Annotated in this window: 21 protein-coding genes; 12 read left to right on the top strand and 9 right to left on the bottom strand. The window is 65.7% G+C overall.

Annotation, left to right across the window (positions count from 1 at the left end):
• Window positions 1–17: 17 nt before the first annotated feature.
• Complete coding sequence (locus N792_RS13960) at window positions 18–245, bottom strand: hypothetical protein (RefSeq protein ID WP_191150498.1); 228 nt, start codon at window positions 243–245, stop codon at window positions 18–20.
• A gap of 92 nt (window positions 246–337) precedes the next feature.
• Here N792_RS13960 and N792_RS04455 point away from each other — a divergent pair, with 92 nt between their 5' ends.
• The 6 genes from N792_RS04455 (at window position 338) to N792_RS04430 (ending at window position 3,780) form a co-directional block, all read left to right on the top strand.
• Window positions 338–700 carry a hypothetical protein gene (locus N792_RS04455; protein WP_036192840.1) on the top strand — a complete coding sequence of 121 codons (363 nt, stop codon included), beginning with the start codon at window positions 338–340 and terminating at the stop codon, window positions 698–700.
• 11 nt (window positions 701–711) lie between these two features.
• Window positions 712–909, top strand: a complete 198-nt coding sequence (locus N792_RS13710) for a YodC family protein (RefSeq protein ID WP_036192838.1) — start codon at window positions 712–714, stop codon at window positions 907–909.
• A 758-nt stretch (window positions 910–1,667) separates the two neighbouring features.
• Entirely contained in the window at window positions 1,668–1,925 is a 258-nt protein-coding gene (locus N792_RS04445) for a type II toxin-antitoxin system prevent-host-death family antitoxin (RefSeq protein WP_036192837.1), read from the top strand.
• On the top strand, window positions 1,913–2,233 hold the full coding sequence (locus N792_RS04440; protein ID WP_036192835.1) for a type II toxin-antitoxin system RelE/ParE family toxin: 321 nt from the start codon (window positions 1,913–1,915) through the stop codon (window positions 2,231–2,233). The genes N792_RS04445 and N792_RS04440 overlap by 13 nt, the downstream gene beginning before the upstream one ends.
• Before the next feature lie 215 nt (window positions 2,234–2,448).
• Complete coding sequence (locus tag N792_RS04435) at window positions 2,449–3,129, top strand: HAD family hydrolase (RefSeq protein WP_036192833.1); 681 nt, start codon at window positions 2,449–2,451, stop codon at window positions 3,127–3,129.
• A 120-nt stretch (window positions 3,130–3,249) separates the two neighbouring features.
• A complete protein-coding gene (locus tag N792_RS04430; protein WP_036192831.1) occupies window positions 3,250–3,780 on the top strand; it encodes a tetratricopeptide repeat protein in 531 nt (176 codons plus the stop codon).
• 76 nt (window positions 3,781–3,856) lie between these two features.
• Here the strand turns inward: N792_RS04430 and N792_RS04425 are convergent, their stop codons facing one another.
• The 5 genes from N792_RS04425 to N792_RS04405 all read right to left on the bottom strand — a co-directional run bounded on the left by N792_RS04425 (window position 3,857) and on the right by N792_RS04405 (window position 8,570).
• Window positions 3,857–4,219: a DUF1428 domain-containing protein gene (locus tag N792_RS04425; RefSeq protein WP_036192821.1), complete on the bottom strand. Its 363-nt coding sequence runs from the start codon at window positions 4,217–4,219 to the stop codon at window positions 3,857–3,859.
• Window positions 4,220–4,399: 180 nt separating this feature from the next.
• Window positions 4,400–5,083, bottom strand: coding sequence for a DUF2894 domain-containing protein (locus N792_RS04420; protein WP_036192819.1), 684 nt, complete (start codon window positions 5,081–5,083; stop codon window positions 4,400–4,402).
• A complete protein-coding gene (locus tag N792_RS04415; RefSeq protein WP_036192817.1) occupies window positions 5,073–5,735 on the bottom strand; it encodes an OmpA family protein in 663 nt (220 codons plus the stop codon). The genes N792_RS04420 and N792_RS04415 overlap by 11 nt, the downstream gene beginning before the upstream one ends.
• A complete protein-coding gene (locus N792_RS04410) occupies window positions 5,732–7,831 on the bottom strand; it encodes a DUF802 domain-containing protein (protein WP_052103434.1) in 2,100 nt (699 codons plus the stop codon). Before N792_RS04410 ends, N792_RS04415 begins: the two co-directional genes overlap by 4 nt.
• A gap of 10 nt (window positions 7,832–7,841) precedes the next feature.
• A complete protein-coding gene (locus N792_RS04405; RefSeq protein WP_036193039.1) occupies window positions 7,842–8,570 on the bottom strand; it encodes a DUF3348 domain-containing protein in 729 nt (242 codons plus the stop codon).
• 214 nt (window positions 8,571–8,784) lie between these two features.
• Between N792_RS04405 and N792_RS04400 the strand changes: the two genes are divergently transcribed.
• Together N792_RS04400 and N792_RS04395 are read left to right on the top strand one after the other, a co-directional pair.
• Window positions 8,785–10,140: a mechanosensitive ion channel family protein gene (locus tag N792_RS04400; protein ID WP_156969289.1), complete on the top strand. Its 1,356-nt coding sequence runs from the start codon at window positions 8,785–8,787 to the stop codon at window positions 10,138–10,140.
• An 8-nt stretch (window positions 10,141–10,148) separates the two neighbouring features.
• The gene (locus N792_RS04395) at window positions 10,149–11,471 is read left to right on the top strand and encodes a hypothetical protein (RefSeq protein WP_156969288.1); all 1,323 of its coding nucleotides are present in this window, start codon (window positions 10,149–10,151) and stop codon (window positions 11,469–11,471) included.
• 402 nt (window positions 11,472–11,873) lie between these two features.
• Here N792_RS04395 and htpG read toward each other — a convergent pair whose 3' ends face one another.
• Window positions 11,874–13,769, bottom strand: coding sequence for a molecular chaperone HtpG (gene htpG, locus N792_RS04390; protein WP_036192811.1), 1,896 nt, complete (start codon window positions 13,767–13,769; stop codon window positions 11,874–11,876).
• A 181-nt stretch (window positions 13,770–13,950) separates the two neighbouring features.
• Here htpG and N792_RS04385 point away from each other — a divergent pair, with 181 nt between their 5' ends.
• The 3 genes from N792_RS04385 (at window position 13,951) to N792_RS04375 (ending at window position 16,924) form a co-directional block, all read left to right on the top strand.
• Window positions 13,951–14,502 carry a LemA family protein gene (locus N792_RS04385; protein ID WP_036192809.1) on the top strand — a complete coding sequence of 184 codons (552 nt, stop codon included), beginning with the start codon at window positions 13,951–13,953 and terminating at the stop codon, window positions 14,500–14,502.
• A complete protein-coding gene (locus N792_RS04380; protein WP_036192807.1) occupies window positions 14,499–16,292 on the top strand; it encodes a DUF2207 domain-containing protein in 1,794 nt (597 codons plus the stop codon). The genes N792_RS04385 and N792_RS04380 overlap by 4 nt, the downstream gene beginning before the upstream one ends.
• A 161-nt stretch (window positions 16,293–16,453) precedes the next feature.
• The gene (locus N792_RS04375) at window positions 16,454–16,924 is read left to right on the top strand and encodes an MgtC/SapB family protein (RefSeq protein ID WP_232219993.1); all 471 of its coding nucleotides are present in this window, start codon (window positions 16,454–16,456) and stop codon (window positions 16,922–16,924) included.
• A gap of 48 nt (window positions 16,925–16,972) precedes the next feature.
• On the opposite strand, the gene upp is transcribed toward N792_RS04375, so the two are convergent.
• Window positions 16,973–17,608, bottom strand: a complete 636-nt coding sequence (gene upp / locus N792_RS04370; RefSeq protein ID WP_036192806.1) for a uracil phosphoribosyltransferase — start codon at window positions 17,606–17,608, stop codon at window positions 16,973–16,975.
• A 73-nt stretch (window positions 17,609–17,681) separates the two neighbouring features.
• Window positions 17,682–18,107, bottom strand: coding sequence for a VOC family protein (locus N792_RS04365; protein ID WP_036192805.1), 426 nt, complete (start codon window positions 18,105–18,107; stop codon window positions 17,682–17,684).
• A 258-nt stretch (window positions 18,108–18,365) separates the two neighbouring features.
• Between N792_RS04365 and N792_RS04360 the strand changes: the two genes are divergently transcribed.
• Window positions 18,366–19,349 carry a hypothetical protein gene (locus tag N792_RS04360; protein ID WP_036192803.1) on the top strand — a complete coding sequence of 328 codons (984 nt, stop codon included), beginning with the start codon at window positions 18,366–18,368 and terminating at the stop codon, window positions 19,347–19,349.
• Window positions 19,350–19,581: the final 232 nt, after the last annotated feature.

Below are 19,581 nucleotides of genomic sequence, written 5' to 3'. Positions count from 1 at the left end.
GGCCGGATCCGGTTACTTCATCGCACACCTTGGCTCTGCGCCTTCGCTTGTACGGGCTTCGGCCGCTCGTTCTTCGGCTGGGTTCTCGGGTGCGTTCGCACCGGCTTGCCTGACTTCGGCAACATGCTGCGCTTGTGGCTCCTGGCTTCTTCACTTTCCGGCTTCGGCGGCATCAACAACATCGCATCTGGTACTGTCTCGGCTGGCGGCAGTGTTGTGGGCTGATTCTTGGCAAATTCGTCCATCATCCGGAGCAGCACCGCCTAACAAGTCATTCAAGCCGAAGCCACTTCGTGGCTCGGCTTAATTCCGGCGTTAGGTGCTTCTGGGGAGATCCATGGAACTCAAAGAATTCGTCACAGAAGCTCTCCTTCAGATTTCCGGAGGCATCGAGGATGCACAGCGGAAGCTGCAAGAGGGCGGATCAACGACCCGTATAAACACGTCGATGACAAAGGATGACACTGGCAGCTTGGTTACCGGAGGCCGACGTCACGCCATTGAGTATGTGGATTTTGATGTGGCAATCCTTGCAAACTCGGGCACGGAGACCAAGGCAGGAGTCGGACTCACCGTTGCCTCACTTCTCAACCTAAGCGCCGGCGGCAAGAGCAACGAGTCAAAAGGCATGGAATCGCGCATTAAGTTCCGTGTACCTGTCGCCTTCCCCAAGCATCGCTACCCTGAGCAAGATCAATAAGGAGCCATCCTATGAGCCAGTCTTTTGCGGCAGGTGACATTGTCCAGTTGAAGTCCGGCGGTGAGCCTATGACCGTTGAGGAAATTAACGGCAACGAAGTCACTTGTGTTTGGTCGGAGAGCAAGAAACTCCAACGCCAGGTCTTCGTCGCCGCTACGCTCAAGCCGTATCAACGTCCAGCAATGGGCGTGCGCGTTACCCGTGCCTAGGAAGCACCTAACAATTCGTTCAAGCCGAACTTGCTTCGTTACACCAAAGCCATGGCAGGAAAAGCTTGCCATGGCTTTGGCTCCACTACGCAAGTCGGCTTAACTCAGGCGTTAGATCACATGAGGATACTCAGCACATTATGGATGAGATCTCGAGGGATGCAGATGACATCCAATCCCAACAGCCTGTCAAAGTTGACCAAGAACTATGTTCGATTGAAGGTTGGCGATCCAAGAAGGTCGCACCCTGCAGGCTGGCTGGCTACAGCTTTGGCGCGGTAACTGCGTACCTCCTCGGCCTGTCATTGGTAAACGGCATCTTATTGAGTGGCATATTTGGTTTACTCTTCGCCTATATCATCGCTCGCCGCACTGCGCCCTAACAATTCCGTAAGAAGCTTCCCGTCAACCCCGGCCGCGTAATGCCCTGACCGGATATTCGCCGGCCACCGATGGTGGTTTGTTTGTACCGCCCTGGTTACTGCATGACGTCGGTGCGGGTGGTTACAACGGTTGCCAGACTGCATTTCCGTCCCACGGGTATTCCCTCTGGCCATAAACGGTCTTGTTGGGTCTGTAATACCGACCCGGAGCAGGGTAGAAACCGCGTTCAAGCCGAACTTGCTTCGTTCCACCAATGCCATGGCAGGGATAGCTTGCCATGTTGTCAGCTACGCACTGTAATTCGGCTCAACTTGAGTGTTAGACCTTTGTCCCAATCTCTTGCGCAGACCGGAGTGGCACTGTAGTGTCACTTCATGCGTACTGAACTCGTCACCACCCTTAAGCGCCAGGCAACCGAACTCCTCTCGGACATCGAGCGGGACAAAACGCCTATTCTCATCACCCAGCATGGCCTGCCCAGTGCCTACCTCGTAGATGTGGAGAGCTATGAGCTCCTGCAGCAACGCATGACCGTTCTGGAGGGTATTGCCCGCGGTGAGCTCGCCGTTGCCGAAGGTCGCGTTGTCTCGCATGCCCAAGCCAAGACCCGCCTTACCCGATGGCTGAAATAGTCTGGACGGAACCGGCTCTGAGCGACTTGGACGCCATTGCCGACTACATTGCCATTGAGAACCCCCTGGCAGCGGCAGAGCTGGTCCGCCGCGTTATCGGCCACGTGGAACAATTGGCCGATCACCCTGAGAGTGGTAGTCGCCCCATAGAGCTCAAGCGTTCACGCTACCGACAAATCGTCGAACCGCCATGCCGTATCTTCTGCCGCCATGACGGGCGTAAAGTTTTTATCCTGCATCTCATGCGTTCGGAGCGTGTGCTCCGCAAGACGCGGCTGGCCTCCCGTGCCAAGAAGTCAAAGGGGTGAATCAACACTCCAAGTGCAACACCCCGGAGAGTTTGTGCATGCGATCCAGCGGCGGTCGGTAGCAAGCCGCACGCGACAGGGGCCTCAAGGCCGCCGTACTTCGATTTCCAGTTGTAGTACGTCGGCGTGCTGATACCGGCCTGCCGGCATCTGGCGGCCAAACACCCCGTCTACGCAGGCCCCGGCACGCTTGTTGCAATCAGAGCGGACCCGCCATGCTGAAACCCGAACCCACCCGCGACGTCGTGTTCCTGCTCGACGTCGACAACACGCTGCTCGACAACGACCGTTTCAAGGCCGATCTGGACGCGCGCCTGCGGCGGGATTTCGGCGTGGATCAGGCGCGGCGTTACTGGGCGCTTTACGACAGCGGCCGCATCGAGCTGGGTTACGCGGATTACCTCGCGACCTTGCAGGCGTTCCGCGAGGGCCTGGATGACGACCCCGACCTGCTGCAGATGTCCGGCTTCATGCTCGACTACCCGTTCGCGCAGCGGCTGTATCCGGGCGCGATGGCGGCCATCGAGCATCTGCACACGCTCGGCACGCCGGTGATCTTGTCCGATGGCGACGTGGTGTTCCAGCCGCGCAAGGTGCAGCGCTCGGGGCTGTGGGAGGCGTTGCAGGGCCGGGTGCTGATCTACCTGCACAAGCAGGACATGCTGGGTGCGGTGCAGCGCCGGTTTCCGGCCCGCCGTTACGTGATGGTCGATGACAAACCGCGCTTGTTGGCCGAGATGAAACAGGTGCTGGGCGCGCGCCTGACCACGGTGTTCGTGCGCCAGGGGCATTACGCCGAGGAGGCGGTCGGGGTCGTGATCGATCCACCGCCGGATCTCGTGATCGGGCGGATCGGTGAGCTGGCGGAGTTCGATCTGCGGCGGTTTGGTCTGTAGTTTTCGGAGCAACGCAGGCAAGGTCTGCGCGTATCGCTGCCGTGGCTGCTAAGTTGCGCCGAGCGGCCGTGGACAGAAGCGGTCGCGGGGAACAACCACCGACATCAACTGGGGAAGGGAATGAGGAATCTGAAGCTCGCTGCGGTCGTCGCGTTCGTATTCGTGGCCGGCATTGGCGTGGGTCATGGGGCCCGGCCGGAGCCGGGGCCGACGATGTATCGCGACCAGGACCCACAGGCGGCGGCGCGGGCGCTGCTGGATGTCGCCCTGGTGCAGGCGGGGAAGAACGGCAGCTGGGAGCGCATCGGCGTGGGCCGGGCGTATTACCTGGGCGGTCTCAAGGCCGAGGGCGTGGCGATCTTCGACGCGCTGCTGACCGGCAAGCACGAGGACAGCGACGTCTTCCGGATTGCCCGCGTGTACCAGGAGGCGGGCGAATGGGACAAGGCCAAGCCGTTGTTCGACCGGTACCTGCAGGCCAATCCGAAGGACGTAAAGGATCTGGCGGAAGTGGGTGCGTACTACCTGCTGAACGGTGATCGCGCGACCGCGGAACAGCTGTTCGACCGCGCGTACAAGATCGAGCGCGATGAGCTGTGGGCCACGCTCGATGTCGCCGGCGCCTACCTCGGTGTCCAGCCGCAACACTGACGCCACGCGCAAACAAGGCAGCGCCCGTGAGGTGCGGGCGCTGCCTTGGTATTCAGAGGGACGGTGACGCCGCCGGTCAGGCCGATCCCAGTTCCACCACCGGCTGGAACCCGCCATAGATCATCCGCGCGCCGTCGAACGGCATCGGATTGATCTTCGGATCCATCCGCGGGTCCTCCATCATTTTCTTGAAGGCGGCATCGCGGGTCGCCTTGTCGGGCCATTCGATCCAGGAGAAGACGATGCTCTCGTCCTCCTTGGCCTGGACGGCGCGCTGGAAGTCGGTCTGCTTGCCGGCCGGGACGTCGTCGCCCCAACACTCGACCACGCGGGTGGCGCCGTATTCCATGAACACCGCATCGCCGAGCCGGGCGTGGTCGATGAACTTCTGCTTGTTGGCGGTCGGGACTGCGATGACGAAGCCGTCGATGTAGGGCATGACGTTGTCTCCTGGTCTTTGCGGGCGGTTGTCGTGGGGCGACGGGCAACTATGACCGGTGTTGGCGGGTGCGTGAGCGGAGAGGGCAATATCCAGTTATTTCAAGTTATTGACAGCAGAGGCTCTGGGTTCCCGCTTTCGCGGGAATGACGGGCAAAAGCCGAGTTGTTCTGACCCTGACTAGGCGCGCTGCGGTTTCGCGCGCTTGCGTGTGCGCGGTTTGCCGGCGGTTTTGGAATCGGTGCTGCGGGACGTGGTGTGGGTATCCAGCACGCCGTCCTCCTGCAGCTGCTCCATCCACGACAGCGCGTCGGCGTAGGCGATGAAGTGCTGCAGGTAGCCCGGCGCGGCTTCGTGCATCAGGGTCATCGCGCGATGGAGCAGAGTGCTGGAGTGGAGCGGGCCGGCATCTTCGGGGGCCGAGTCCAGTGATTGGCGCAGCTGGCTGTCGGTGCGGATGCGGCTCCAGAGTTGCTGGAACTCGTCCAGTAACGGCAGCGATGCAGGGGTGGGTGGAGACGCGGTAGCCACGCTGTCCGCATTGGGACGCAGGCCGGGTGGGCCTTGTGAAGCGCCCAGATGGTCGAGCAAATCCTTCAACGGGCCGGAAGCCGCAAGTCGGGCTTCATCGGCGGACGGCATTTCGGCAGCCTTGCTGATGGCGTCCATTCCGGCAATTGCGCTCGTGTAGCTATCCACCAGCACTTTAAGGCGGTCCTGCAGCAGTTTCCGCACCGCGCCGTCGTGGCGGTCGGCGCGCTGCGCCAGGGCAGCGATCACGCCAAAGCGCAGCGGGTCGGCGTGGTCGGCGCCTTGTCCGCGCCAGGCATCGAGCAGCGAGCGGATGTCGGCGTTACCCGGCATCGGACCCGGTGCCCGTCTTCGGCATGTCCGTTTTCGGCCTGGGAATCGGCGCGATCTCCACCCGGCGGTTTCGGGCGCGTCCGGCTTCGTCGTCGTTGGAGCTGACCGGCTGTTCGGCGCCGAACGCTGCGGCGAATACCGAGGAAGCCGGCACGCCGGCGGCGATCAGGCGGCGGGTGACGGTCATCGCGCGGGCGGCGGAGAGTTCGAGGTTGTCGGCGAAGCGGCGGTTGCTGCCCAGCACCGGCCGGTCGTCGGTGAAGCCGCTCACCATCAGGATCTCGTCGCGCGACTGCAGGTACTCCGACAGCGGCGCGGCCAGGCTTTGCAGCAGTTCGTGGCCTTCGGTCTGGAGCTGGTCGGAGTTCAGCGCGAACAGCACGCTGCCGCTGATGCCGATGCGGCCGTTGATGACGGTGACGCGGCCCGCAGCCAGCGGTGCGGCGAGGGCCTGCTCCAGGGTTTTCAGGCGCTGCGCCTCGGCCTGGCGTTGCTTGACCGCCTCGTCCAGCTGGTTCGACAGCTGCAGCTGCACGCCGATGACGCCGGCCAGGATCAGCACGAACGCGCCCAGCAGCACCGACATCAGGTCGCCGAACGCGGCCCAGGTGGTCGCGGTGGATTCGCCTTCCAGCTCGATCTCGTCGCTCATCCGGCTTGGGTCTCGGCCGCGCGGGCGAGGTGTTGCAGCTCGCCGATGATCTGCTGCTGCGACAGCAGGCTGAGGTCGACGACTTCCCGTGCCTGCGCGACGTAGTAGGCCAACTGCTCGTCGCTGCGGGCGAGCGATTTGTCGAGCGCGGTTTCGATGTGCTGCAGGCGTTCGCCCAGCGCCTCGCTCGACTGGCCGAACGCCTGCACCGCCGCGCCGAACGCGTCGCCGAGGCTGGCCACTTCGACCGCGCCGGCGGTGACGTGCGCCGCCGCGGTGCCGAGCTTGCCGGTCTCGGTTTCGATGTGGTCGGTGAAGCGGGCGCCGACGCGCTCGAGCAGGTCGGCGGTGGTGCCGACCAGCGCGTCCACGGCGGTGCGTTGTTCGGTGGAGGCGTGGTTGACGGCGTCGAGCAGGGTTTCCAGCGTGGCCAGCAGGCGGCTGCGCTCGTCGAGCATGGCGTTGTCGCGGACCATGCTGTCGGACAGTTTTTGCCGCAGTTCGGCAATCACCTCGGCGGCGGCCCGGGGGGCTTCCGAGGCGGCTTCCACGAGACGGGAGATCTCGGCGATGGTGTCGCTCGCGTGGGCCTGCGTCTGCGCCGATATCTCGCCGGCGGTGCGCGCCAGGGTGTCGCAGATGGCCTGTTGCCGGTCGGCGACGCGCTCGCTGCTTTGTTCCCAGTGCTGACTCAGCGCGGTCGTCATCGAGCCGAACGCGTCGGACCACTGCGCCAGCCGTTGCTGGTCGCGTGACTCCAGCACCGTCTGCAGTTCGGCATGCGCCTGCTGCAGTACCTCGACCAGCGCGCCGGCGCGGTCCTCGAAACTGGCGGCGGCAGAGGCGAGTGCCTGCTCGTTGCGGGTCGCCAGCTGTTCGTTGAGGGCTTCCTGCCGCGACAGCGCGAGGTTCCAGGCGTTCGCGGTGTGGTCCGAGCTCGCGTCGAGCCGGGTCGAAACCGCATCCAGCAGGCCGGTCGAGCGTTGCTCGAAGGTGTCGGCGAACTGACTCAGTGAGCTGCGCAGGTCGTCGACGAGGCGGTCGTTGGCTTGCTGCTGCGCGGTCGCGGTCGCAGTCCAGTGGCCAGCGGCGGTCCGCGTGGCGGCTTCGATGCCGGCCGCCAGCCCGTCCAGTTGCTGCTGCACGGCCTGGGTGACGGTGGTCTGCATCGCCGCGGTTTCGCGCGCGAGGCCGGTCATCGTGGTCCCGACCACCGGATGCAGTGCCGCGACGACGGCCTGGGCGCTGTCGGCCACGCCGGTCTTCAGGGATTGCTCCAGCGAGGCGGCCAGTCGCACATGGGACGCTTCGGCGCGGGCGTGGAAGTCCTGCTGGCCGGCGGCCTGCCGTTCGCTGGCAGCCAGGTTCTGCTGCTCGATGGTGGCGACCATCGTCTGCAGCCGGTCGATCAGCGTGGGCATCAGGCTGGTCTGTTGCTGCAGCAGGCGGAAGGCTTCCTCGCGCTGCCAGGCCTGCGAATGCGGGCGCAGGGTGGTGGCGATTTCCACGTCGAGCTGCTGCACGGCCTGCAGGCGTTCGCGGCGGCACAGCGCGGACAGCAGACCGAGCATCGCGGAGCTGGCCACGCCGGCGATCGAGGTGCCGAACGCAAACGCCAGACCTTTCACGGGCGCGCCGAGTGAGCCGCGGATCGCTTCCAGATCGCTCGCGCTTTCCAGTGCCAGACCGGTGCCGCGCAGGGTCGCCATCATGCCCATCAGCGTGCCGAGCATGCCCAGCAGCACCAGCAGGCCGACCAGATACGGCGTCAGCGCCGGCCCGGGCAACGCGATGCGCTCGCCTTCGATCCGCAGCCGCACCGCGTTGCGCAGGCTCGGGTGCAGGCGGTCGAGCCAGTCGCGAAGGCCGGAAACGGCGCTGCCCGCAGTTGTCACGGCCTGCGTCAGCGTCGCGCTGGCCTGCCGGTAGCGGTGCAGTTCCAGCGCGCCGGCGAGGTAGCCGGCGGCGATCATCAAAGTGACGGCGACGCCGAGCAGGTTGGTGCCGACATAGCCGGCGCCGATCCAGCCGACGGCTGCCAGGCCGACGAGGAAGACGACCACAAGCACGACATGGAGCGGAGTATTTCTGGGCATGGGGTTCCGGCTATCGGGTACGAAGCGCTGCAAGCAGGCCTTCGACGGGGTGGAAACGGAGTTCGAGTTCGGCCAGCAGCACGCTCTGCAGGTCCTGGCGGAAGAGGTTCAGCCAGCTGCCGGGCGGGAGGGTGATTTCGCCATCGCCGGATTGCAGATCGGCCGCTGCGGTCTGCGCGGCCTCGCGCAGGCGGTCGAAGTGTTTTCCCAGCAGGACGGGCACGGTCGCCAGCAGGGTCTGCTCGCGCGGGCTCAGGGTCAGTTCCATTACCGCATCCACTTCCGCCAACCGCGCAAGCTGCGCCGATTGCTGCGTGAGCCGGTCGCGCAGCCGGCCGCGCAGGCGACCGGTCTCCGCCTGCATCGTCCGTTGCAGGTCGAGATGACGCTCGCGGAAGACGGGGTAGTCCATTGCGGCATCAGCCGGGATTTTTTCGACCAGCGCCGACACCTCGGCAATGGCATTCACCAAAGCGGTCCGGACACGCGCACATTCGTTTTCTTCATTGCGATCACAACCCGGTGCATCGTCGACCGCGTCGGGGAGACGGCCGTCCAGTGCCTTCGACAGGGCGACGGCGCGGTTCCAGTCGATCCATTGGCTGAGCCGCTGCGACAGTGCGAGTGGGGACGGGCGGACATCGACACCGGTATCGGCAAGGCGCGCCAGCAGGCGGATGAAGGCCGGGCCGGGGACGGGCGTCCGCTGGAGGGTCTTCGCCGCACCTGGCTGCGGCATGCTTCGCTGCGGCATGTTTGTCGCTGCTCGTCCGCTGCGGAAAGCCGGCGATTTTACACGCCAATGAAAAGCCGGGCCTGAAGCCGCCGGCAGCGGGGAGGGCCGGCGGCGTGCCGCGCGATTCAGGACAGGGCCGCATTGGCTGCGGTTTCGGCCCTGCTTGTATGCTCGATCGACCTCGCCGACGCTCGTACCCGCCCATGAGTACCCGCCGATGAAAGAGTGGTTGAACGCCCACGTTCCGGTCTGGATGGATGTGCTGTCCCATCCGTCGCTGTGGTGGCAGGCGGGGGCGATGCTGGCGTGTCTGCTGCTGGCGTGGGCGGTGGACCGTCGTTACGAGGTCTGGTTGAGCCGCTACCTCACCTCGGGCGACCACTCCCGCGCTGGATTGATGGCGTTGGCGGCCAGTCGCCGGCTGGCATTTCCGGCGGCGCTGTCGCTGTTCCTGCTGATCGCCTGGGGCGTGTACGCCCAACTGCAGCTGCGTGGCGCGCTGCTGTGGGTCTCGTTGAGCCTGGCGGTGGCGTTCCTGCTGGTTCGGCTGGCGGTGTACCTGCTGTCGGGTGCGTTGAAGCCCGGCTCCCTGCTGCGCGCGTCGGAGAACGCGATCGTCGCGGTGGTCTGGCTGGGCGTGGCCCTGCACCTGCTGGACTGGCTGCCGGGCGTGCTGGCCGCGCTGGACCGGGCGGCGGTCACCATCGGCGATACCCGCGTGTCGATGCTGCTGGTGCTGCGCGCGCTGTCGGTCGCGCTGCTGGTGGTGGTGCTCACCCTGTGGCTGTCGCGCCTGCTTGAGCGCCGGGTCAGCGAGTCGCGCCATCTCTCGCCCAGCGCCCAGGTCGGCATCAACAAGGTGCTGAAGCTGGTGTTGTTGACGCTGGGAACGGTCATCGCGCTGCAGGTGCTGGGCGTCAATCTGGCGGCGCTGGCGGTGATCGGCGGCACCCTGGGTCTGGGCGTCGGCCTGGGCCTGCAGCGGATTGTCAGCAACTTCATTTCCGGCTTCATCCTGCTGGTCGACGGCTCGGTCAAGCCGGGCGACGTGGTCACGGTGGAGGACATGTCCGGCACCCGCTACGGCTGGGTCCACGAGCTGCGCTCGCGCTACATCGTGATCCGCGACCGCGACGGCGTGGACACGCTGATGCCGAACGAGAACCTGATCATCAACCCGGTGATCAATTGGAGCTACGGCGGCGAAAGCGTCCGGATGAAAGTACCGATCCAGATCAGCTACGCCGATGATCCCGAGCGGGCGATGGCGCTGCTGGAGGAGTCGGCCAATGCGCACGACCGCGTGCAGGCCGACCCCGCGCCCTCTGCGCGGCTGATGGCGTTCGGTGACAACGGCATCGACCTGGAGCTGCGGGTGTGGATCAACTCGCCCGAGCTGGGGATCAACAACGTGCGCTCGGACATCAACCTGGCGATCTGGCGCGCGTTCAAGGCCAACGGCATCACCCGCCCGCTGCCGCAGCGCGAGTTGCGCCTGCCCGCGCCTGTTCCGCCGGGCGATACTGGCCGGCGACAAGGCGGCGATGACAGGAGCGTGGAATGCGGCGGATAGGGATCTGGTTGCTCTGGATTGTTGTGGGGATCGTGGGGTTGACGGTATGTCTGTGGACGGTGTCGCGCCTGCGCGGTCCTACGGCCGAGCAGGTCGAGGCCTTGGCCTTGATGCAGCAGTCGCCATTGCCAACGGAAGGCAATGCGTTCCCGGCGCTGTGGCTGTTGGCGTATGACGTCCCCGAGTCGCGCCTGCAGGCGATCGCCGATGCGGATGCGGAGTTTTTTGCCGCGACACCGATGTATCGGCTGGAAGACCACAAGGTATGGGCGAAGCTCAGTACTGCGCACGCGGATTATGCCGATCAGACGCCTTCGACCGATGACTTCGAGCGTTTTTGCAAGACCCGGCAGGAGAACTGCCTCGACAAGGTGCGCGCCGACCCCGCCGCCTACGATGCGCTGATCGAGCGCAACCGGGCCTTGCTCGACCGGGTCGCCGGCCTGTCGCGTTATTCGCACTATCGCTATACGGCGACCAACTCGACCGACATGATGCTGCCGCCATTCCAACTGGCCGGTTATGGCCTGACGCGGGTGGCGTGGCAGTTCGCGCGCGGCGATGTTGATGAAGCGCTCGCGGGAGCCTGCGACGGGGTGCGGACCTGGCGCAGGCTCGGCGCGCATTCTGACTCGCTGCTGGCCCGCATGATCGGCATTGCCTATGCCTCCGACGGGTACGCCCGCCTGCTCGCGCAGATGCTCGCCGAACTGCCCGCATCGCACGAGCTGCCGGCGTCCTGCGACAGCGCATTTTCGCCGCCGGCAGTCGCCGACCTGTCGATCTGCGAGGCGATGAAAGGCGAGTTCTCGTTGGCCGACCATGCGGTCCGGAGCCAGTTGCTGGGCGAGCTGGCGAGATCGCCCTGGATCCATCGGGCCATCGGTTCGCTGGTATTCGACGTCGACCAGACGTCCGCCATGACGGCTGTCATCAATGCCCGGCACTGTTCGGATGACACCAACGCTCAACTGCAACTCGATCAACCGATGGCGACGCCCGAGTCCTCGCTCAACCTGTGGCGTCTGGAATGCGTGGCCAACTTCGCCGGCTGTGTGCTCACCGATGTCGCCAGGCCTGCCTATGCCGACTACCAGTGGCGTGCGCAGGACTACGGGGCGCGGCTGGAGTTGATGGCGGCGCTGCTGTGGCTGCGCGAGCATGCCGATCCGGACGAACCGCTGCAGGCGCAGCTGACCCGCCGATGGGAAGCGACCCGGCGCGGTGATCGCGGGATCCGGTTTGTGGAGGACGGAAGCATGGTGGAACTGGAGGAGTTTTCCAGGCGACCCGATCGGGAATGGCGCTTGCCGCTGTTGCCATCGAGGTGAATCGGAAGGTGCTTCGCGGAAGCCGGGAGAGGCAGGTTCCGGCACGGGCGTGAAGGCGGGGCGCTTGCTTCTGCCTGATCCGTGGCGCCTTGGGGCGTCCCGTCGCGGCCGGCGGGCCTTCTCCGCTCATGTCCCCCGGCCTCCGCTGGCCGGCGGAGGCCTCCTCCTTGACTTCGCTGCGAAGGCCCGCCGGCCGCGACGGGACCCGATTTGCGGAGTCCCACTCGCCAGACGGATACCCGGCACTCGGAAATCGCCATGTGATCCAGACTGTTCCTTCGCTCCCAAAAGGGCAGGAACACCGGAGGCCACAACTCCTTTACTGTCATTCCGTAAAGAACCCGACAAAAACGCCCCGCAGCCAGTGCGGGGCGTTTCCGTTTTCCGGAATGGCTCGACCGCTTACGCGTCCATCAGCACCCGGTTCATGCGCTGCACGAAGGCGGCCGGATCGGGCAGCGGCGCACCGGCGGCGATCTCGGCCTGCTCCAGCAGCAAAGTGGCCAGATCGGTTGCCTTGGCGTCGTCGGTTTCCGCCTCGACCCGCTTGAGCAGGGCGTGCTGCGGGTTGATCTCCAGCGTCGGCTTGCTGTCGGGCATCTGCTGGCCGGCTTCGCGCAGCAGGCGGGCGAAGTGCGGGGCCATGTCGAAGTCGGCCAGGGCGAGGCAGGACGGCGAGTCGGTCAGGCGGGCGGAGACGCGCACGTCGCCGACGCGCTCGCCGAGCAGGCTCTTGAGCCGGGCGACCAGCGGTTCGGCGGCCTTGGCGGCTTCGTCCTGCCTGGCCTTGTCGGCCTCGTCCAGCGGCAGTTCGCCCTTGGCGACGTTCTGCAGCTTCTTGCCGCCGTACTCGTGCAGCGAGCCGAGCATCCACTCGTCGATGCGGTCGGACATGAGCAGCACTTCGATGTCCTTGGCCTTGAACGCTTCCAGCTGCGGGCTGCCGAACGCGGCGGCGTGGCTCTCGGCGGTGATGTACCAGATGGTGTCCTGGCCTTCGGGCATGCGCGCGATGTAGTCGTCCAGTGCGACGACCTGCTTCGCGGACGCGTCCTTGGTGGAGGCAAAGCGCAGCAGCTTGGCGATGCGCTCGCGGTTGGCGTGGTCCTCGCCGATGCCTTCCTTCAGCGTGTTGCCGAAGGCCCTGTAGAACGTGGCGAACTTCTCCGGCTCGTCGCGCGCGAGGGTCTCGATCAGGTCGAGCACGCGTTTCACGCAGGCGGCCTTGATCCGGTCCAGCTGGCGGTTCTGCTGCAGCAGCTCGCGGCTGACGTTGAGCGGCAGGTCGTCGGCGTCGATCACCCCGCGCACGAAGCGCAGGTAGTTGGGCAGCAGCTCTTCGGCGGCGTCCATCACGAACACGCGCTTGATGTACAGCTTCAGTCCCTTGCGCTCGTCGCGCCCGCCCATCATCAGGTCGAACGGCGGCTGCGACGGCAGGTACAGCAGGGTGGTGAAGCTCTGGCTGCCCTCGACCCGGTTGTGGGACCAGGCCAGCGCGTCGTTGAAGTCGTGGCCGAGCGACTTGTAGAAGCCCTGGTAGTCCTCGTCGCTGATCTCGTTCCTGGGCTTGGTCCACAGCGCGGAGGCGGCGTTGATGGTTTCCCATTCCGGCGCGTCCGCGGTGTCGGCGGCATCGTCGTCGGTGGCCGCTGCTTCCTTCGGCATCCGGATCGGGAAGGCGACGTGGTCGGAATAGCGGTTGATCAGCGAACGCAGCTTCCAGTCGGCGAGGAACTCGTCCTCGTCGGCCTTCATGTGCAGCACCACGGTGGTGCCGCGCGCGGCCAGCTCGACCGGCTCCAGGGTGTACTCGCCCTTGCCGTCGCTTTCCCATTTCACACCTTCGCTGGCGGGCGCGCCGGCGCGGCGGGTCAGGACCGTGACCTTGTCGGCCACCACGTAGGCCGAATAGAAACCCACGCCGAACTGGCCGATCAGGCGCGCGTCGGCCTTCTGCTCGTTGGCCATCGCGGCCAGGAAGCGGCGCGTGCCCGAGCTGGCGATGGTGCCGATGTTGGCGATGACTTCGTCGCGGCTCATGCCGATGCCGTTGTCGGCGATGGTGAGCGTGCGCGCGTCCTTGTCCCAGCTGATGTCGATGTGCAGTTCGCCATCACCGGCGGTCAACTGCGGATCGGCGATCGCCTCGAAGCGCAGCTTGTCGCAGGCGTCGGAGGCGTTGGAGATCAGCTCGCGCAGGAAGATCTCCTTGTGCGAATACAGCGAGTGCGTGACCAGGTGCAGCACCTGGGCGACTTCGGCTTCGAACTGGCGGGTTTCGGTGGTTGCATTCATGCGTACAGATCCATGGGTGCGATGACGGGGTTGCGAGCCATGGAGAATGGGTCTGGACGGGGCGAAATCAAGCCGGGGCATCACCGGCCGCGACCGCATGGGCACGTCATTGGCCGCTGCCTGCCGCCTGTGCCAATAATCGGCGGCTGAAAGGATCGCTGCACAAATCGGAGAGTGGCTCATGGGATGGGTGCTGATGCTGGTGGTCCTGGCCGTGCTGGCCTGGGCGGTGGTGGTCTTCAACCGCCTGGTGCGGCTGCGCAACCTGGTGCGGGCGGGCTGGGCCGACATCGACGTGCAGTTGCTGCGCCGGCACGACCTGGTGCCGATGCTGGTGGAGGCGGTGCGCGGTTACGCCAGCCATGAAAAAACCACGCTCGACAGCGTGAAGGCGCTGCGCGGGCAGGCGATGCAGACGCAGTCCCCGGCGCAGCTGGCCGGCATCGAGCAGGCGCTGGAGCAGGGTCTCGGCCGGTTGCTGCTGCTGCGCGAGGCCTATCCGGACCTCAAGGCCAGCGGGAATTTCGTGCAGTTGCAGCGTGATCTGGTGGAGGTGGAGGATCACCTCCAATACGCGCGCCGCTTCTACAACGGCGCGGTGCGCGCGCTCAACGATGCGGTGCAGAAGTTTCCGGACCTGCTGGTCGCGCGCGGGTTCGGTTTCCGCGAGGCGGAATTCTTCGAGGCCGGCGAAGGCGGCCGCATCGCGCCGAAGGTGGAGCTGTCGCCATGAGAGCGCTGCCGATGCTTGTTCTGCTGAAGCCGGCCCTGCCGAAGCCGGGTTTGTTGAAGCTCGGCGTGCCGCGCGCCGTCCTGGCATTGCTGCTGGCGCTGGTGTTGTGGCCGGCAATGGCGGTTGCGCAGGAGCGCATCCTCGCGTTCGACAGCGATATCCGGATCCACGCCGACGGCAGCATCGACGTGGTGGAGACGATCCGCGTGCGTGCGGAGGGTAAGCAGATCCGGCGTGGCATCTACCGTGATTTTCCGACCCGCTACAAAGACCGGGCCGGCAACCGGGTGGTGGTGGATTTCACGCTGCTCGGGGTCGAACGCGACGGCCGGCCGGAGCCCAATTTCACCGAGCGCATCGGCAACGGGGTGCGCATCAACACCGGCGGGGATGCGCTCCTGCCGGTGCCGGCCGACATCACCTACACGATCCGCTACCGCACCTCGCGGCAACTGGGGTTCTTCGACTCCCACGACGAGCTGTATTGGAACGTGACCGGGCTGGGCTGGGCGTTCCCCATCGAACAGGCCACCGCTCGCGTGCATCTGCCGCAGCCCGTCCCCGCTTCGCAACTGAACGCGGAGGCCTATACCGGACGTGCCGGGGCAAAGGGTCAGGACTATCTGGCGACCGTCAACGACGTCGGCGAGGCGGAATACCGCACCACCCGTGCCCTGAAGCCGGGGGAGGGCATCACCATCGTGCTGGCGTTCCCCAAGGGCATCGTTGCGGCACCGGGCACGATGCAGCGGCTGGGCTGGCTGTTGAAAGACAACCGCGGGGTATTGATCGCGCTGATCGGTCTGGTGGGTCTGGTGGCGTTCTATCTGCGCCGCTGGCATCGGCTGGGCCGTGATCCGGAGCCGGGTTCGATCTTTCCGCAGTACGGGCCGCCGGACGGCTGGTCACCGGCGGAGCTGCGTTTCCTGCGCCGGATGGGTTACGACAACCGCTGCTTCAGTGCCGACCTGGTCGACATGGCGGTGCATGGCGGGTTGAGCATCCACAACGAGGGCAAAAAGGACTGGCAGCTGAAGCGCGAGGCTGCCGGCGATATCGCGGAACTGTCGGAGGCTCAGCGCGAGCTGGGGAAAAAGCTGTTCTCGGCCGGCGACGAACTGATCCTGACCGACCGCAATGCCGGCGTGATCGGCGGTGCGCGACTGGATCACCAACGGGCCTTGATGAAGCGCCTGAAGCCCGACTATTACGTCAGCAACGCCGGCACGATCGCGCTTGGCGTTGCCACCTCGGTTGCCTATGGCGCGCTGGCGTTTCTCGTGTCGGGCGGTGGCGGGGTGTTCCTGATCGCCGGACTGCTGGCGCTGGCCCTGGGCGCGCACATCGCGGCGGGCTTTCTGATGCCGGCCCCGACCGCAAAGGGTCGGGCGTTGCTGGATCAGGTGGAAGGACTGCGCCTCTATCTGGGCGTGGCCGAGCGCGACGAACTGCGCGCCATGCCGGCACCGGGCGAGGCGCCGACGCTGGATGCGCGGCGTTACGAAGCCTTGTTGCCCTACGCATTGGCGCTGGACGTGGAGGATGCCTGGACCGCCAAGTTCACCGCGGCGGTGGGCGTGGCCGCGGCGGCAGCGGCGGCCGGCGCGATGACCTGGTACCACGACAGCCGCTCGTCGCTGGCCAATCTGGGTGACATGAACCGCGCATTGGGCAGCGCGCTGAGCCAGCAGATCTCGTCGTCCGCCACGCCACCGGGCAGCGGTTCGGGCAGTGGCGGGGGCGGTTTTTCCGGTGGTGGCGGAGGAGGTGGCGGGGGCGGTGGGCGCTGACAGACCGGTGCCCGGCTACGGTCACGCGCCCCATCGCGCGGGACCGGTAGGCTCCTGGGAGCGCCGCATGGCGAAATGCGGCTGACGACGCGTGGGGTTGAGCCATGCGGAGGCTACAGGCCCGGATGGCCCCGGCGAATGGAGAGGAAAGCATGGCGGTGATGGAAGAGATCGGTCAGGCCCTGGCGCGCGAGTTTGCGTTGCCCGATGTCGGCACCACGACCCTGATCGTCGCGCGGTTGCTCACTGCCACGATCCTGGGGGGGCTGGTGGGCATGGAGCGCGAGCGTACGGGTCACCCGGCCGGCCTGCGGACCCACATCCTGGTGTCCATCGGCTCGGCACTGTTCGTGTTGGCGCCGCTGTTGGCAGGCATCGAGACGGAGGCGGTCACGCGCGTGATGCAGGGGATCGTGCAGGGCATCGGCTTCCTCGGGGCGGGTGCCATCCTCAAGCAGGTCAACGGCGACCGCGTGGAGGGCCTGACCAGCGCCGCCGGGATCTGGATGACGGCGGCCATCGGCATGGCGGCTGGCATGGGCCAGGAAGTGATTGCCGTTGCGGCCACGGGCTTCGCGTTGGTGGTGATAGCGCTGCTGCCGCGACTGGTGTCTCCGCGCCGTCGCCGGTGACCGGAAGGGCGGCGTCCACCCACGTGTCGTCCGGCCAGGGAAGCACGATCAGTCCGCGCGGGTGCCGAAAATCTTGTCCCCGGCATCGCCCAGTCCGGGCAGGATGTAGCCGCGCTCGTTGAGGCGCTCGTCGATCGAGGCGGTGTAGATCTCCAGGTCCGGGTGCGCGGCCTCGACGGCGCGCAGGCCTTCCGGCGCGGCGACCAGGAACAGGCCCTTGATCCGGGTTGCGCCGGCGGCCTTGAGCATGTCGACGGTGGCGATCAGGGTGCCGCCGGTCGCCAGCATCGGGTCGAGGATCAGCGCGGTGCGATCGTGCATGTTGCCGACCAGCTTCTCGTAATAGGTGACCGCGCCCAGGGTCTGCTCGTCGCGCTGCAGGCCGACCACGCTGACCTTCGCGGCGGGGATCATTTCCAGTACGCCCGGCAGCATGCCGATGCCGGCGCGCAGGATCGGCACCAGGGTGATCTTGCGGCCCTTGATCCGGCGGATCCGGAGCGGCGTGCCCGCCCAGCCTTCCACCTCGACCGTCTCGGTTTCCAGGTCGGCGGTGGCCTCATAGGTCAGCAATGTGGCGACTTCGGACGACAGCTCGCGGAAGGATTTGGTGCTGTTGTCGGCGCGGCGCAGCAGGCCGAGCTTGTGCTGCACCAGCGGGTGGTGGACTTCGACGATTTTCATTCGCTGACCAAGTGTGACGGTGAGCGAAGTGTGACCGAACGGGCCGGCCGAGGCATCCGGCCGGCGGCGTAGTTCAGGCGTGGCTGCCCATGTCCTTGTTGCCTCCACTGACCATCCACGGCGTGCCGAAGCGGTCGACGCACATGCCGAAGCCCTTTGCCCAGAAGGTTTCCTCGAACGCCATCCGCACCGTGCCGCCGTCGGCCAGGGCGTTGAAGATGCGCTGGCCCTCGTCGCGGTCATCGACGGAGATTGATACCGACATGCCGCCGGCCTTCTCGAAGTGCTCCGGCGGGCTGTCGGAGCCCATCAGCAACTGGTCGCCGATGGTCATGGACACGTGCATGACCTGGTCGCGCATCCCGGCCGGCATGTCCTTGCTGCCGGGCGCTTCACCGAAGCGCATCAACATCGCGATCTTGCCGCCGAGCACGAGTTCGTAGCGCTTGAATGCGGCTTCGCATTGGCCGTTGAAGATCAGGTACGGGGTGATTTTCATCGCAGCGCTCCGGGCGGGAAACCGCAGTTTTCCCGGTCGCGGGTTGGGTTCGCGTGATTGGCGTGTTGCCAGGATGTTGGGTTGCGGCGCGTGCAGCGTTTCCCGGTGCACGTGGGCGCGCCACCGACGCGATGGCGGGAGTCGGCGGAGTGTGCCTACCATGCACCGGCCACCGGCCGGTTCGCGGCTTGTGGTTGGCCGGTAGCTGGCCGCAGGGTGGATGGCCGGGGCTGGGGCTCTCAGGCACAAGGGGGAAACATGTTGAACATGATGAGGGGCGCTCTTGTGATGCTGGCCCTGGTGGTGGGGGCGTCGGCTTCGGCCGGCTCTGTCCGGGCGTTGGATCAAGCGTCCGACCAGCCCGATCAGGCAATGCCGCGCGTACCGTTCCTGGGCGGATTCCTGCAGGAGTCACGCATCGTTTACCCCCTTCAGGTCGGGCAGTGGGAGGCGATGGGAGAGAAGCGCTACGACCACCCGGAATTGGGCGTGTCGGTACGTTATGCCCAGTCCGGTAACAGCGATGGGTGGATCGATGTGTACTTTTATCCGGCCGGGGTTTTGTCCGATGAGCAACTGGAGGCCGTGGCCCGGAGTGAACTTGACGGCATCCGCAATGCCGCTGTGCAGAGGGGCTTGGCGGAGCCCATGATCGGGGAGTTGTTGTCCGTTGCGTTGACGGTTTCGCAGGAACCTGATGCCGAACCGGTGAAGGGCCACGTTGTCGGCTTGGTTTTTACCCAGGACGGGCAGCGCATTCCTTCGGCCATGGCGATCGTTCTGGATCGCCTGTATTTCATCAAGGGGCGTTACAGCGTCAAAGGCGCACTGATGGAGGAAGCGGGAGTTCGTTTGCAGTTGCAGGAGTTCTTTGCCGACCTGGTGCCGCAGTTGCGGATTGTCAGTCGAGGAGCGTGCTGGAGCGAAATGCCGATCCAGCAGATGGAGGGTGATGTCGCGCCTGCCGAAGCGCTGATGAGCATGAGTGACGAAGACCGGTTGAACGGCTATGTGCTTCCTGATCGCATCGTCGCGCGTGATCCGGACAGCAACGAGGCGAAGGCGCTGATGCTCATGGGCATGGTGGCGACTGAACGCCTGTTCCCGGGTTGTGTGCCGGCCGAGTCGATCAATCCGGATGTCGCCGAGGGCATGCGGGAGATCCGTATCGAGTACCGGGCTGGCGAGTCGATGGGCCCACCGGTGCAGCCGGTAGGGATTGGTCGGATGTCGGAGGCCTGAACAGCACCGGGCCGATCAACTGGATTCATTGCTGCCGTGTGTCGACCCTTTCGCGCGTTGACACGAACACCGGCGCCGGGGAAGTGCTCTTCACAGTGTGTAATCCGGTCCCGCCCACTTCACGCTGACGCGAGTCAAGCGGCCCACAATCGAAGTCTTGCGCAGGAGTGGTCACTGCAGTCGAGTGGCGTCCTGTCTGTGACCAACCCCGCGTTGCCGATGCGGAGCGTTT

It is taken from the genome of Lysobacter concretionis Ko07 = DSM 16239 (assembly GCF_000768345.1).
In the GTDB taxonomy this organism is placed as follows: Bacteria; Pseudomonadota; Gammaproteobacteria; order Xanthomonadales; family Xanthomonadaceae; genus Novilysobacter; species Novilysobacter concretionis.
This window is presented reverse-complemented; position numbering and strand designations above follow the sequence as displayed.

Excerpts from the sequence above, each read along its gene's own strand:
- N792_RS13960 (WP_191150498.1), bottom strand. The coding sequence starts at position 245 with ATGGACGAATTTGCCAAGAATCAGCCCACAACACTGCCGCCAGCCGAG.
- N792_RS04455 (WP_036192840.1), top strand. The coding sequence starts at position 338 with ATGGAACTCAAAGAATTCGTCACAGAAGCTCTCCTTCAGATTTCCGGA.
- N792_RS13710 (WP_036192838.1), top strand. The coding sequence starts at position 712 with ATGAGCCAGTCTTTTGCGGCAGGTGACATTGTCCAGTTGAAGTCCGGC.
- N792_RS04445 (WP_036192837.1), top strand. The coding sequence starts at position 1,668 with ATGCGTACTGAACTCGTCACCACCCTTAAGCGCCAGGCAACCGAACTC.
- N792_RS04440 (WP_036192835.1), top strand. The coding sequence starts at position 1,913 with ATGGCTGAAATAGTCTGGACGGAACCGGCTCTGAGCGACTTGGACGCC.
- N792_RS04435 (WP_036192833.1), top strand. The coding sequence starts at position 2,449 with ATGCTGAAACCCGAACCCACCCGCGACGTCGTGTTCCTGCTCGACGTC.
- N792_RS04430 (WP_036192831.1), top strand. The coding sequence starts at position 3,250 with ATGAGGAATCTGAAGCTCGCTGCGGTCGTCGCGTTCGTATTCGTGGCC.
- N792_RS04425 (WP_036192821.1), bottom strand. The coding sequence starts at position 4,219 with ATGCCCTACATCGACGGCTTCGTCATCGCAGTCCCGACCGCCAACAAG.
- N792_RS04420 (WP_036192819.1), bottom strand. The coding sequence starts at position 5,083 with ATGCCGGGTAACGCCGACATCCGCTCGCTGCTCGATGCCTGGCGCGGA.
- N792_RS04415 (WP_036192817.1), bottom strand. The coding sequence starts at position 5,735 with ATGAGCGACGAGATCGAGCTGGAAGGCGAATCCACCGCGACCACCTGG.
- N792_RS04410 (WP_052103434.1), bottom strand. The coding sequence starts at position 7,831 with ATGCCCAGAAATACTCCGCTCCATGTCGTGCTTGTGGTCGTCTTCCTC.
- N792_RS04405 (WP_036193039.1), bottom strand. The coding sequence starts at position 8,570 with ATGCCGCAGCCAGGTGCGGCGAAGACCCTCCAGCGGACGCCCGTCCCC.
- N792_RS04400 (WP_156969289.1), top strand. The coding sequence starts at position 8,785 with ATGAAAGAGTGGTTGAACGCCCACGTTCCGGTCTGGATGGATGTGCTG.
- htpG (WP_036192811.1), bottom strand. The coding sequence starts at position 13,769 with ATGAATGCAACCACCGAAACCCGCCAGTTCGAAGCCGAAGTCGCCCAG.
- N792_RS04385 (WP_036192809.1), top strand. The coding sequence starts at position 13,951 with ATGGGATGGGTGCTGATGCTGGTGGTCCTGGCCGTGCTGGCCTGGGCG.
- N792_RS04380 (WP_036192807.1), top strand. The coding sequence starts at position 14,499 with ATGAGAGCGCTGCCGATGCTTGTTCTGCTGAAGCCGGCCCTGCCGAAG.
- N792_RS04375 (WP_232219993.1), top strand. The coding sequence starts at position 16,454 with ATGGAAGAGATCGGTCAGGCCCTGGCGCGCGAGTTTGCGTTGCCCGAT.
- upp (WP_036192806.1), bottom strand. The coding sequence starts at position 17,608 with ATGAAAATCGTCGAAGTCCACCACCCGCTGGTGCAGCACAAGCTCGGC.
- N792_RS04365 (WP_036192805.1), bottom strand. The coding sequence starts at position 18,107 with ATGAAAATCACCCCGTACCTGATCTTCAACGGCCAATGCGAAGCCGCA.
- N792_RS04360 (WP_036192803.1), top strand. The coding sequence starts at position 18,366 with ATGTTGAACATGATGAGGGGCGCTCTTGTGATGCTGGCCCTGGTGGTG.